Source organism: Runella sp. R5_40, assembly GCF_057652295.1.
The window spans coordinates 14,790-27,670 of the sequence record NZ_JBYFCH010000042.1 but is presented as its reverse complement, the minus strand read 5'-3'; the positions used below and the strand labels follow the sequence as shown (position 1 = coordinate 27,670).

Genomic DNA, 12,881 nt, shown 5'->3' with positions numbered 1-12,881 from the left:
AATTTGAACAAATTTACAACCAAAATGAATTATTAATCCTGCAAAGTAAACTGTCCGTCTAAAATGGACCACCTCACGCTTCTGCTACATATCAGAAATTACGATTGCGGAGCTTTTATATGGCGTTGAAAATAGCTCACCAGAAAGACGATTAATAAACCTTCAACGAGTTCAGGATTTAAGAACTTCATTTTCAGGGCGGGTAATACCTATTAGTGAGTGTCTGGAAGAATACGCCAAACAGAAAGCGCAATTGCGGAAAATAGGCCGTAGAGTTGAGGATTTAGATATTTTTATTGGGGCTACAGCAATCACCAAAGGTTTAATATTGGCTACTCGTAACACTAAAGATTTTGTTAATATGGAAAATATTCAGCTTGAAAACTGGATAGATAGTTAGCAAAAATTATAACTGAGACTTTTTGGAAGTTCCTGAATATTCATAACTGATAGAAGCCCCCTCAAAGTTAATTTTTACCCTTTTTTCAAGATTACTTACTAAACAAAATCGCTTGAATCGTCTTAAAAATAAGACCAAACACAACCTACGGTGGAAATCCGTTGGCGGCGGCGGTGACGGTAGCGGCGTTGTCGGTGTTGGAAGATGAAAAATTAGCCGAAAATGCGGAGCGTCTTGGTGAAATATTCCGTGAACGAATGCGGGCAATCCAGCAAAAAACGACCCTGATTGAAACAGTACGGGGGAAAGGACTGTTAAACGCCATCGTCATTGCGACCAACGAAGAAAGCCCCTTGGCGTGGCAAATTTGCCTCCAACTCAAAGAAAAAGGACTACTTTGCAGACAAACTCACGGCAATAAAATTCGCTTTGCCCCGCCGTTGGTGATTACAGAAACGCAAATCCACGAAGCGTGTGATTTGATTGAAGAGGTGATTTTGGGAATAAAATCATAACGCAAACATAGACTCTAAATAAAAATCCCTGTGATAGACTCATTTCGAGTGTTTTCACAGGGATTTTGTATAAATGTTAAAGCGTATTTTCTACAAAAGTAACGGCACTGAAAGCGTATCGGTTTCAATCACGTTGCTTACATTGAGTGCGCGGTCGCGGATTTTAATTTGGAACTTAACGGTTGTTAGTTTAGAGTTTCGGGAATAGGGAAAATACACGGCATAATCCAATAAACCTTCGATGGGGCCTTTTTTGCCGTCGGGTTTAAGCACAGGAAAAAATAGTTTGGAGTTAGCTGCCAAATTTACTTCTTGGTACTGATTTCCACTCACTCGACGGAAGGTTTTGAGCTCATAATTTCCCCAAGTGTCATACTTCGCATTGGTTCGGTTATCGGTGCTTTCTCCCAAATCACCATCGCCATCTTTGAAATTGATGGTGATGACAACCGAGTCTTGTTTGGCTTGTGAAAAAGGCTCAATCACCTCAAACTTATCAATGCTATTGAAGCCAATTTCGGGAACGGGGCTGTAGTTGGGAGGAGTAAAACAACCAGTTGTCGAAATGGCAAATAGTAAAAGAGTAGCAATAAAACGAACGAAGCCCTTCATCTTTCTTGTTAAGTTTGTTCCAAATATTGGATAAATTTAGTAGTTATTAATGCTTTGTCAATCGGAAATTGAAATTCGACCCTAGTAAAATGTCAACTTTGCCCAATTTACGAAATGCTGTACGAACCTTAACGGCTGATACGTTTGAGGAAGTTGCCTTGCAGGTGTTTCATTATCAGGCGGTTCATGCGCCCATTTACCGTCAGTATCTTTCTCATTTGCGAATTCGCCCCGCTCAAGTTAACCGTTTGTCGTTGGTGCCGTTTTTGCCAATTGGCTTCTTTAAACACCATCAAGTGGTGACGGGTAACCCCAAAATACAAACTGTTTTTGAAAGTAGCGGTACAACTGGAACCCAAACAAGCCGTCATTTGGTGGCGGACTTGGGCTGGTATGACGAAATCAGTACTGAGATTTTTGAAAAAAGCTACGGCTCACTTTCTGACTTTCACCTGCTGGCATTGTTACCTTCGTATCTTGAACGAAATAACTCCTCGTTGGTGTATATGGTTCAACAATTTATTGCAAAAACGGAGTCGCCCATTTCTGGGTTCTTTTTGCATAATGTAGATGAGCTATTAGCAACACTCAAAAAATTGGTACAGCAACCCGACGGTCGGAAAGTAATTTTGTGGGGGGTGACGTTTGCGTTGTTGGATTTGGCGGAATCAAAAAATGACCTTTCGTTTTTGAGGGAATTACCAGAATTAATGGTGATGGAAACGGGTGGAATGAAGGGACGCCGCCGTGAAATGCTGCGTGAAGAAGTACATGCAGAACTAACGGCCGCTTTTGGGGTAAAAAACATTCACTCCGAATACGGAATGACGGAGCTTTTGTCGCAGTCGTATTCTAATGGTGACGGGATTTTTGAGACCTCTCGCACAATGCGAATCTTACTTAGAGATATAAATGACCCTTTTTCCGTAACCGACTCCCCACAGCGTGGAATGAGGTATGGTGGTATCAATGTGGTTGATTTGGGGAATTTAGATTCTTGCTCATTTATCGAAACCCAAGATTTGGGTCGATTTGTTGGTGATACCTCTTACCAATTTGAAGTGATTGGTCGGTTTGATAATTCGGATGTTCGTGGGTGCAATCTGCTGATTTAGTGTGCCTTTGGTTGCTAGAAACCTCGTGCAGGATTGCAGCAGTCGTTTCGGTTTTGAGAAACCGAAAGCACATACGTCGAGAAACCGAAAGCACGGTGCGCGAGTGCCTTTGGTTTCTCAAAACCAAAGCGAGAGGTTGCTTACAACCTCGTTAAGATTGAGTCGAGGTTCTGAGAAACCTCTCGCAGGGATTGTAGCAGTCGTTTCGGTTTTGAGAAACCGAAAGCACGTACGTTGAGACGCCGAAAGCATGGCGCGAGTGCCTTTGGTTTCTCAAAACCAAAGCGAGAGGTTGCTCACAACCTCGTTAAAATTGAGTCGAGGTTTTGAGAAACCTTGAGCAAGATTGCAGCAGTTGTTTCGGTTTTGAGAAACCGAAAGCACGAACGTTGAGAAGCCGAAATCACGGGCGTGAGTGCCCTTGGTTTCTCAAAACCAAAGCGGGAGGTTGCTCACAACCTCGTTTAAAAAACATCTCTGTAATGTAAAAGCTCCGATTGGATGTTAACCTTCCAGTTTTCATAAAATTTAGCACTGGAAAACAGATAATCGCTTGGCTCTGTCACAAGACCCGCTTTTACGGGATTGTTGTGCATATAATCAAGCTTTATTCCGCACATTTTTCTGCTGTAAATTACTACATCATCAAACTCATCATCCCAAATTTTGTAATGCTGACTTCGATATTCATACAGGATTTCAGGTAAAATATGAGGATAAAATTGTGAGAGATGCTCGCGTAGTTGCAGAGAACTATATTTTTTAAAATCTCGAAGGTACTTTGATAAATAGTTTCGGTCTTCGAAAAAGAGCATGAAATGAATATGATTACTCATTAGCACATATCCCAAGAGTCGTGCGGAGTAACGTTTATTGTAGAAACGAAAGTTGTCAAGTACAATATCAAATGCCTGTGTATCTAGTAATAAGAACTTATGTTGATAACAGGAGGTAGTGATGAAGAAACAACGTTCATCCTCTGAGCCAGAAATTCGTTTTGTTCCCATAAACCAAGCTTTTATTTTCTGTAATACTTGTTTTGCTGAAAAAGTCACTTTGGTTTTGAGAAACCTCGTGCAGGGATTGCAGTAGTCGTTTCGGTTTTGAGAAACCGAAATCACGGGGCGCGAGTGCCTTTGGTTTCTCAAAACCAAAGCGGGAGGTTGCTCACAACCTCGTTAAAATTGAGTCGAGGTTTTGAGAAACCTCGTGCAGGATTGCAGCAGTCGTTTCGGTTTTGAGAAACCGAAAGCACATACGCTGAGAAGCCGAAATCACGGTGTGCGAGTGCCTTTGGTTTCTCAAAACCAAAGCGAGAGGTTGCTCACAACCTCGTTAAAATTGAGTGGAGGTTTTGAGAAACCGAAAGCACATACGCTGAGAAGCCGAAATCACGGGGCGCGAGTGCCTTTGGTTTCTCAAAACCAAAGCGGGAGGTTGCTCACAACCTCGTTAAAATTGAGTCGAGGTTTTGAGAAACCTCGTGCAGGATTGCAGCAGTCGTTTCGGTTTTGAGAAACCGAAAGCACGTACGCTGAGAAACTGAAAGCATACACCCAATACCTCAATCACCGCGCTATTTCCAATTCAACTTCGACAAAATCAGCTACGGGGGCATCGCAAAGCGAACATAAATACGACGAAGGTAAGGGAAGTGGCAGTTCCGCAACCGTCTGGCAGTGCGTACACTGCATTACTCTTTGGGTAGGAGCAGGTTTTAGTCCCGACGTTTTACGGGTGATACTTGTCTTTTTATCTGTCGAAAGTTGTTCGTAGTATTTTAGCGTGAGGCGTCGAAGAATTTCTGGGAGATTCTTACGGGCAACATCGCCCGCAAAAACTTCCCACTCCGTATTTCCAATGTAGAAATCAGGAGAATGAACCACTCGAAAACGCTGATAATCCGTCGATAATGGCTCTATGACAATCGTAGAAGTCGTTTCGGCATTACGATGACCAATGCCAAAACTAAGGCTAGATGTTCGAATGCGCAGTCTTTCAAAAGCTTCGACCAGCTCCGTTTTGAGGCGCAATGCCGACGCCTCAGCATCGGGGAGCTGCCAGTTGAGTTCGAGCGACGAATAATGCGTATGTATTCCCCAGATTCCTAAGAGCTTTTCCCATTGATAAATCGTCTCTTTTGGTATATCGCGAACGATGAATGTTTTGAAAGGAGTTGGATACAAACGCCCGATTTTGGTATCGATGCAAAGTTGACAAAGGGCTTCTAAAAAAGTCGTGTCAAACTCGTTCTCGCGCTGGTATAACCCCATCCAATAGCGGTCATCGTAGCGGTAAATACCCTCGTGGTGCGGGTATGGTTTGGGCGTAAGTTTCAGTTCTTTTTGAATGGGTCGTGTTCGTCCCGTAAACGTTTTTGAAACAGCCCCGTACAGTTCTTCAAAAGAAGGGTTAGGCCGTGGATTTTCCAACCATATTTTTTCAATGTGTTGGACCCAGTCCGCAATTTGTTCCCCGTCAACAAGTTTAGGCCAGACATGAATGCCCTCTAATTCGGATAAATTAACCACCAGATACCAAAACGAAGGGGTAGGGGAAGCGATAAAATTAAGCTCCCCTGTCAACGGTCGAATCAACTCCTGCGTGGGGTCGATGAGATTAATTTTGAGACGTGGTCGAAAGGTAAATTCGTCCAAAATATCCAGATAGTCGCCCGACCGAAGCCAAGAGAGCTGGGGAAAAATATTTTGTGCAACCAATGACGAAACGATGTTGGGATGCACTGCCGCGGCTTCTTCTACTCCAAACCCCTCCGACATTAATTGCGACCGAAGCAACGAGCGTTGAGAATCGGTGCAAGGAATGAGCAAATCTTGGCGAAAACCAACTTCAATTTTGCCCAAAGCCCATTTTTTGGCTAACATGGCCAAACGTTGTAGCTCGTCGGGGGTAATGACCCCACCTTGGGTAGCGATGCGGAGGTACGGCATAGTGGTTTGGTTAGGTGGAAATAGCTGCTACGTATTTTTTTACTTCTCTTTCTGCCTCGTTGTTAAGCTGAACGGACGAGTCAAAAAGGACAGTTCGGGTTTGTTCGTAGATAACAATGGCTTTGTTCAAAGAAGTTACCAACGATGTTTTATCTAATAAGGCAACGGTTGCTGACAGTGCCTCAAAATCGGCGTTTGGGAGTTTGGTCTCAACTTTTCGGACACCTCGGGGCTGGTTGCCATTTTGGATGTGCAAAAGAGGCCCTAATACAACCATTCTCAAAAAGGCCAGAAAATCAGCAGCTTCCGTTAACTCTCCTCGGCCAATTTTTAGAGCCCCGTAGTGGATCCACACCCAAAAACGGTCTTCAATCCATTGATAATCAGGATAAGGCCAAGTGGAAGTCGTTTGCTGAATAACTTTTGTCAAAATCTCATCCCTTTCCCACACGACGATGGGGTCTTCTACGCGCTGATAAAATTCGTCGGGTGTCAAAAACTTGATGTCAACGTGTAAAAGCGGATTCCCGTACAAACAAATCAACACGCGCGGCTCTCCGACGTGCTCCCCCGTAAATGCGGAAAGAACGTTGCCGAAGCTTTGTGCGACTGATTTCATTTGGGCAGGGTCGGTTGAGAGCTTCGTTTTGGAAACAAGTACTAAGTCCAAATCCGAGTACGCGTCCATTTCTTGCGTAATCCAAGAACCCGCTACCGCTAGGCCGAGCATGTCGGGAGATTCTTGTAAAACAGCGACAACTTTGTTGATAAATACGTGGAAAATAGTGTCTTGCATAAGCTAGTTCGTTTTAGGCAATTACCGCAAAACCTTCGGCATTGGTGAAAAGTTCATCCTTGCTAAAAAATTATGCTTTGACCAAAACATCCTCCAATAATGCCTTCACTTCCAATTTACAACTGCCACAGCCTGTTCCTGCTCCTGTTTGCTGGCAAAGCGATTGAAAATCATGGCAGCCCGCTACAATCGCCTCTCGAATATTGCCATCGCCGACGTTGTTGCAAGAACATACGACTTTCCCTTTCAAAGCAGGGGCACTTTTGCCACTTCGTAACAGCTTTAGCCGCTTGTCCGAAAGTTCGGTTTGGTGCTGAATCAGTGCTTTGTATTCTGTAAATTCTGATTTGTCGCCAAACAAAATAGCCCCCACCAGTTTATCCCCTTGAATGATGCACTTTTTGTAAAAACGTTTTTGTTTATCTGAAAAAATAACTTCTTCAAAATCGGCTCCTGCACCATTGGCAGGGATTTCGGTCATCCCGAGTGAGCATAAGCCTAACCCTTCCATTTTGAGGATATTCATGGATAGGGTAGGGCGGTAGTAACTTTGAACGTCGCCGTTGAGGTAAGCACAAAGCGCCTCGGCTTGTTCTTCGGCGGCAGCGGTGATGCCAAAAAGTTGCCCTTCAAATTCGGCCACTTCACCAATGGCAAATACGGCTGGGTCGGAGGTTTGAAGGTATGCATTGACCACAATCCCCCGCTGCACGTCGAGGCCCGACTTGCGGGCAATTTCTACATTGGGCGTCGTGCCAATGGTCAGAATGACGGCGTCGCAGGTCAACACGCGCCCTGAGGTAAGGCGAAGACCTTCCACGCGTTGTTGGCCTGTGATGTACTTTACTTCGTCATTGTAAAAAACATCAATGCCTCGGTCTGTGAGTTCTTCGTGCAGAAGCGAACTAGCTGTACCATCCAGTTGGCGATTCATAAGGCGTGACCCTCGGTGAATAACGGTTGATTTGACGCCAATTTCTCCCAATGAGGCGGCTAATTCTAACCCCAATAACCCACCACCTACCACCACGACGTGGCGCGGAGCAGAAGTTGGCACAAGTTCATTCAAATAGTTGGTAAGGCCATCGGCATCTTGGCGCGTTCGCATGGTAAAGACCCCCGCCAACGATGTATCATAGTCGCGAGGAAGTGCCGAACGACTTCCAGTCGCAATAATCAAACGGTCGTAAGAATGGGTATCTCCTTGAGAATCAGTGACTGTTTTTTTTGTACGGTCAATCTGTTCAATGCTGACCCCTTCGTATAGATGCACCAGCGCGCGTTCGTCGTCTTGCATTTTGAGCAATTTATCCCACGACATGGCACCACTGATGTAATCGGGCAACATCACGCGATTGTAGAAAGCAAAGGGTTCTTTGCTGAAGACATGAACTTCGTCAGTAAGGTTGTGCTGACGGTGGGCAGTGACAAATTTGTATGCCGCCGCTCCCGCTCCAATCACAATGATTTTTTCCTTTGGTTTGCTAAATTTTGTGACTTGAACCGCCGCAAATTTAAAATCAGGTTCTTTTGAAAGCGGGTCTATGAGGTCGCTGGTGAGGTTGTTGGCGCGGGCAGCGTTGCTTTGTAAAATTTTTCCCCAGTGCATAGGCAAAAAAATAACCCCTTGCCGAATGTCAGTGGTGATTTTGGCAGGTACCTGAACTTCTCCACGGCCATTTTGGATGACGACGATGTTGCCTTCTTTGATGCCTCGCTCGGTTGCATCCGCAGGGTGTATTTCTAAAAATGCTTTGGGAAGGTGTTGCGTGAGTTTATTGACCCGTCCCGTCTTGGTCATGGTGTGCCACTGGTCGCGAATCCGCCCCGTAGTAAGTACCAGCGGTAGGTCGTCACTAAGCGCTTCCGACTGATTATCGTCGGGAATGGTTTTGATTTGGGCTTTTCGAGACGGGGTAAAAAACTGCCCATCGGTAAAAAGCCGAGGCGTGCCTTCCGACTGAGGCGCAGGGACTGGCCATTGGAGAGTTCCTTGGGTACGTAACCGCTCGTGCGAGAGTCCGCTCATGTCCACGTTTGTGCCTTTGGTGAGGGATACGTGTTCGTCGTAAATATCGGCTGCGCTTGGGTAATCAAATGCCGCTCCAAACCCCATCTTGTGGGCAAATCGTACAATGATTTCGCTGTCGGGAAGGGCTTCGCCAACGGGCTCGTTGAATTTGTTGAGGTACGAAACCCGCCGTTCGGAGTTGGTCATGGTGCCCGTTTTTTCACCCCAAGCAGCCGCAGGAAGCACTAAGTCGGCAAAAGCAAGGGTATCGGAGCGGTTGGAAACATCCTGTACTACCACAAATTTGGCCGCTTTGAGGGCTTCTTCCACGAGTTGAACATTGGGTAAACTCACCAGCGGATTGGTGCACATGATCCAAATCGCTTTCATACGCCCGTCTTTGAGGGCTTGAAACATTTCGGTGGCGGTGTAGCCTGGTTTGGGGTTGAGCGAAGGAACTCCCCAAAAATCGGCGACTTCTTGGCGGTGCTGTGGGTCAGCCAAGTTGCGGTGGGCTGGTAGGAGATTCGATAGCCCACCTACTTCTCTCCCTCCCATCGCATTTGGCTGACCCGTCAACGAAAATGGCCCTGACCCTAGTTTGCCAATGTGCCCCGTGATGAGGTGCAAATTGAGCAGCGCTAGGTTTTTATTGACCCCAATCACACTTTGATTAAAACCCATCGCCCACATCGAAATGAAGCCTTTGGATTTGCCGATGTATTCGACGGCTTGGTGAATATCGTGGAGGCTAATACCGCAGATTTTGGCGGCTTCGCGCATGTCGCGTTCGGCCACTTTTACCCGAAAACTATCAAAGCCTTCGGTATGGTTTTTTATAAAATGTTCATCAATGTATCCCCTAGAAATCAGTCCTTTGGCGATGGCGTTGAGCAACACTACGTCGGTGCCAGGCTTGACCTGTAGGTGCAAGTCAGCCATGCGTGCGGTATCGGTACGGCGTGGGTCAACGACGATGAACTTGACGCGCGGATTGGCGGCCTTGTGGGCTTCCATGCGGCGAAAAACGATGGGGTGGTTCCAGGCAGGATTGGCTCCTGCCACCAAGAAACAATCGGCGAGCTCGATGTCCTCGTAGCTGCACGGAACCGAATCTTCTCCCAAAGCCATTTTATACCCAACCACCGCCGATGACATACACAAGCGCGAGTTGGTGTCTAAGTTGTTGGAGCCAATAAAGCCTTTGATGAGCTTATTTACCACGTAATATTCTTCCGTCAGGCATTGCCCCGATGCGTAAAAACCAACGGAATCGGGGCCGTATTTATCAATAAATGTCTTAAAAACGGCCGCTGCCCGCTCAAGGGCTGTGTCCCACGTCACTCGTTGTAGCGCCGCTTGCCGATTCCAGCGCATTTGTGGATAGAGCAAGCGGTCGCTTGTATCCATGACGGTGTAGTGCAAGTTCATGCCCTTCGAACAAAGCATTCCTTTGCTGGAAGGATGCTCGGGGTCACCTTCTACCGAAATGCGTCCGTCGCGGTTTTTTTTGACCAATACCCCGCAGCCTACCCCGCAGTAACAACAAGTGGTTTTGTGGATTTCTACCATTTGAAAATTTGGGTTAAACGGCTATATTTGTTAAAAATGTGTTCAATATGTCAGTTCTAGAATTAAAAAATGAATTACATCGGCTGGTAGTCAATACCGAAGATGAAGTCATCTTAGAAAATGTACGTGCTTACTTTCTTCGCCTTACGGTTCAGGAAGACTGGTGGGATGCTTTATCGTAAACGCAAAAGCAGTTGGTTGATAAAAGCCTTCAGCAACTTGATAGTGGAGCTACTTCGTCTCACGAAGCAGTTCGTAAACGAATTTCCCAACTTCTTCGCCCATGATGAACGATAGTTTTGAAATTGTTGCCTTCGTTGATAATCGTTCTGGTCATGACTTTTGAATAAAATTGATTTTAAGACACCAACGAACCATATCCTACGCCGTTTGTAATTCTGCTTCAGGCTGCTCGATGGTGATGGTTTTGCCAAAATTGACTAGGAAAAGCAGCAAGCCCACGGTAGCCACTAGGCCGCCAATGTACATAAATGCTTGTCCGTAGGTAATCGACTGGGACTTAAATAAAAAGCCCATCAACATTCCACCAACGTTGCCTCCTGCCCCTACCACGCCCGAAATGACGCCTACTGCTTTGGGATTGACGAAGGGGACAATCGCATAAGTGCCGCCGTTAGCCATTTTCAAAAACATGGCAAAGCCGAGCATCGATACAACCGCCATGGTCAGGTTGCCTGCTTGAGCAAACAATAAAATTCCCAGTCCTTCTAAAAGAAGCATGGAGGCTAAAAGAACACCTTTACCGCGCATCCCGTATTTTTGACCGACTTTATCTGCTACAATGCCTCCAACGGCACGGGCAAAAATGTTCATAAACCCAAACAACATCGCCCAAAAACCTGCTTCCGTTTCTTCCATCTTGAAATTATCAAAGAAATAGAGCGCTGCTACGCCGTCGAACGTGATTTCCATGCCAAAGCAACACGCATAGGCCAGCGCCAAAGCCCAAACGCGAACATCGGAACAGGCTTTCCAAAAACTCACCTCCGATTTGGTAGTGGTAGTGCGGTTGATTTCGTCGTAGTTGCCCGCAGGCGTGTCTTTGGTATATTTGCAGTAAATAAAAGCCATAAAAAGCATCAGTACGCCAGGGACAATCATTGCTAAGCGCCAAGCATCGGCTTTGACAAAACCAAACCCAACGATGGTCGCCATGATGAGGGGCATGGCCAATTGGGTGATTCCGCCGCCAAGGTTTCCCCAGCCGCCTGCTACGGCATTGGCCGTGCCTTTGATGTTGGGGGCAAACATGGCCGAAGTGTGAAATTGCGTAATGACAAACGAAGCGCCAATAACTCCAATGGCCAAACGAAACAACAAAAACGTGGTGTAGTCGTGGGCTAAGCCTACCAACATCACGGGCAAAGCACCAATGAGGAGGAGGGTCGTGTAGGTTTTGCGAGGCCCCCAACTATCGCAAAGTTTTCCGATGATAAGTCGGGCAAAGATAGTGGCCGATACGGCCGCAATGATGGTGTTTCCGACTTGGGGTTTGCTCAAACCTAAGTCTGCCCGAATGGCAGGCATGAGCGGTGCTAAACCGAACCAGCCGAAGAAACAGACAAAAAAGGTAAGCCAAGTAATGTGAAAGGTACGCATTTGTACCCCTTTGGTACTGAAAATGTGGAGTTTGGAAAGAGGCTGATTGGAAATAAGCTGGCTCATTGCGCTTTGTTGGTTAAAAGTAGAACATGAAACCAGCGTAAGGCCTGAAGCGATGCAATAGGGTACATCCAATAACGACTCCTCGTTCAACGAGTTTCGTTAAAGATTGTGCTACCTGCATCGGTTGAGCGCCGCCACGCTGCACCGATTTGGTACATCAAACATACAAAATAAGTAATTATGCTCAAAGTTAAAAATAGGTAATTTTCATAAAATACTCAATATTCTTTAAAATATTATACTAAATTTCTGTAAAATAACAAAATTTGATATTAAAAATGAGTAATTTTAAACTTAAATATGGGTATTTGTTATTTTTGACTTTTGCTCAGTTGGACACCCAACTGAGCAAAAATGCAACCACTTATTCATCTTCAATTGAAAACTTGTCGAAGAGCAAACTCATTAATTTGTCATGGGTTTCCATGTAAATTGGGTCGTGGACAATCTCCTTTTTGTTGCGCGGGCGCGGTAAGGGAATCTCCACAATTTCTTTGATGGTGGCTTCGGGGCCGTTGTTCATCACCACCACGCGGTCAGACAAGAAAATAGCTTCTTCGATGTCGTGCGTTACCATTACAATCGTTTTGTTGCGATTGTCCAAGTTCCAAAGTTTCAAAAGTTCGATGTGCATCGACCCTTTGGTGAGAGCATCCAACGCCCCAAAGGGCTCGTCAAGTAATAGAATACTAGGATTAATGGCAAAGGCACGTGCGATGGCTACGCGTTGTTTCATTCCTCCCGATAGCTGTCCTGGGAGTTTGTCTTTGTGCGCCCAAAGGTTGACCATTTTGAGGTTTTCCTCAACGATTTCGCGCTTCTCGGCGGCTGTTTTGTCTTTAAAAACGGAGTCCACAGCTTCGTAAATGTTTTTATAAACCGTCAGCCAAGGAAGAAGTGAGTAGTTTTGAAAGACAATACCACGGTCGGGGCCTGGGCCTTTGACCACTGCGCCGTTGGCGATAACCTGCCCGCTGGTAGGGGCTGTCATGCCCGAAATGGTTCCCATTAAGGTAGATTTTCCGCAGCCAGAGTGGCCAATCAGCGCCACGATTTCGCCTTTTTTGATGGTGAGGTCAATGTTCTTGATGGCCGTGAAAATACCTTTGGGGGTTTTGAACGAAACGGTTATGTCCTTTACTTCAATGGAAGCAGGGCGCGACTGAATTTTATGAAACTCACTCGCCGAATCTATGGGGGCAATGGTTGGGTTGGAAGTCATG

At 45.8% G+C, this 12,881-nt stretch carries 11 protein-coding genes; 4 read left to right on the top strand and 7 right to left on the bottom strand.

What is annotated here, in order from left to right:
* Nucleotides 1-88: 88 nt before the first annotated feature.
* Together AC23N5_RS30860 and AC23N5_RS30855 are read left to right on the top strand one after the other, a co-directional pair.
* Nucleotides 89-400, top strand: coding sequence for a PIN domain-containing protein (locus AC23N5_RS30860; protein WP_487758481.1), 312 nt, complete (start codon nt 89-91; stop codon nt 398-400).
* A gap of 116 nt (nt 401-516) precedes the next feature.
* Nucleotides 517-915, top strand: a complete 399-nt coding sequence (locus AC23N5_RS30855; protein WP_487758480.1) for an aminotransferase class III-fold pyridoxal phosphate-dependent enzyme — start codon at nt 517-519, stop codon at nt 913-915.
* 90 nt (nt 916-1,005) lie between these two features.
* Here AC23N5_RS30855 and AC23N5_RS30850 read toward each other — a convergent pair whose 3' ends face one another.
* Complete coding sequence (locus tag AC23N5_RS30850) at nt 1,006-1,527, bottom strand: hypothetical protein (RefSeq protein WP_183974004.1); 522 nt, start codon at nt 1,525-1,527, stop codon at nt 1,006-1,008.
* An 89-nt stretch (nt 1,528-1,616) separates the two neighbouring features.
* On the opposite strand from AC23N5_RS30850, the gene AC23N5_RS30845 reads away from it, so the two are divergent.
* Complete coding sequence (locus AC23N5_RS30845) at nt 1,617-2,642, top strand: LuxE/PaaK family acyltransferase (RefSeq protein WP_487758479.1); 1,026 nt, start codon at nt 1,617-1,619, stop codon at nt 2,640-2,642.
* Between the two features lie 464 nt (nt 2,643-3,106).
* On the opposite strand, the gene AC23N5_RS30840 is transcribed toward AC23N5_RS30845, so the two are convergent.
* The 4 genes from AC23N5_RS30840 to AC23N5_RS30825 all read right to left on the bottom strand — a co-directional run bounded on the left by AC23N5_RS30840 (nt 3,107) and on the right by AC23N5_RS30825 (nt 9,972).
* Nucleotides 3,107-3,697, bottom strand: a complete 591-nt coding sequence (locus tag AC23N5_RS30840; protein WP_487758478.1) for an REP-associated tyrosine transposase — start codon at nt 3,695-3,697, stop codon at nt 3,107-3,109.
* A gap of 513 nt (nt 3,698-4,210) precedes the next feature.
* Nucleotides 4,211-5,593: a hypothetical protein gene (locus AC23N5_RS30835; protein ID WP_487758477.1), complete on the bottom strand. Its 1,383-nt coding sequence runs from the start codon at nt 5,591-5,593 to the stop codon at nt 4,211-4,213.
* Between the two features lie 10 nt (nt 5,594-5,603).
* Entirely contained in the window at nt 5,604-6,389 is a 786-nt protein-coding gene (locus AC23N5_RS30830; protein WP_487758476.1) for a nucleotidyltransferase domain-containing protein, read from the bottom strand.
* 70 nt (nt 6,390-6,459) lie between these two features.
* Nucleotides 6,460-9,972, bottom strand: coding sequence for a molybdopterin-dependent oxidoreductase (locus tag AC23N5_RS30825; protein WP_487758475.1), 3,513 nt, complete (start codon nt 9,970-9,972; stop codon nt 6,460-6,462).
* A 47-nt stretch (nt 9,973-10,019) separates the two neighbouring features.
* On the opposite strand from AC23N5_RS30825, the gene AC23N5_RS30820 reads away from it, so the two are divergent.
* Nucleotides 10,020-10,154, top strand: a complete 135-nt coding sequence (locus tag AC23N5_RS30820) for a hypothetical protein (protein ID WP_487758474.1) — start codon at nt 10,020-10,022, stop codon at nt 10,152-10,154.
* A gap of 199 nt (nt 10,155-10,353) precedes the next feature.
* Here AC23N5_RS30820 and AC23N5_RS30815 read toward each other — a convergent pair whose 3' ends face one another.
* Both AC23N5_RS30815 and AC23N5_RS30810 read right to left on the bottom strand, forming a co-directional pair.
* Nucleotides 10,354-11,658 (bottom strand): NarK family nitrate/nitrite MFS transporter, encoded by a 1,305-nt coding sequence (locus AC23N5_RS30815; protein ID WP_487758473.1) that lies wholly within the window; start codon nt 11,656-11,658, stop codon nt 10,354-10,356.
* A 364-nt stretch (nt 11,659-12,022) separates the two neighbouring features.
* A complete protein-coding gene (locus AC23N5_RS30810) occupies nt 12,023-12,880 on the bottom strand; it encodes an ABC transporter ATP-binding protein (RefSeq protein ID WP_487758472.1) in 858 nt (285 codons plus the stop codon).
* Nucleotide 12,881: the final 1 nt, after the last annotated feature.

Bases quoted from the DNA above. Each gene is read 5' to 3' on its own strand.
- AC23N5_RS30810 (WP_487758472.1), bottom strand. From the start codon at position 12,880: ATGACTTCCAACCCAACCATTGCCCCCATAGATTCGGCGAGTGAGTTT.
- AC23N5_RS30830 (WP_487758476.1), bottom strand. From the start codon at position 6,389: ATGCAAGACACTATTTTCCACGTATTTATCAACAAAGTTGTCGCTGTT.
- AC23N5_RS30820 (WP_487758474.1), top strand. From the start codon at position 10,020: ATGTCAGTTCTAGAATTAAAAAATGAATTACATCGGCTGGTAGTCAAT.
- AC23N5_RS30850 (WP_183974004.1), bottom strand. From the start codon at position 1,527: ATGAAGGGCTTCGTTCGTTTTATTGCTACTCTTTTACTATTTGCCATT.
- AC23N5_RS30845 (WP_487758479.1), top strand. From the start codon at position 1,617: ATGTCAACTTTGCCCAATTTACGAAATGCTGTACGAACCTTAACGGCT.
- AC23N5_RS30835 (WP_487758477.1), bottom strand. From the start codon at position 5,593: ATGCCGTACCTCCGCATCGCTACCCAAGGTGGGGTCATTACCCCCGAC.
- AC23N5_RS30815 (WP_487758473.1), bottom strand. From the start codon at position 11,658: ATGAGCCAGCTTATTTCCAATCAGCCTCTTTCCAAACTCCACATTTTC.
- AC23N5_RS30825 (WP_487758475.1), bottom strand. From the start codon at position 9,972: ATGGTAGAAATCCACAAAACCACTTGTTGTTACTGCGGGGTAGGCTGC.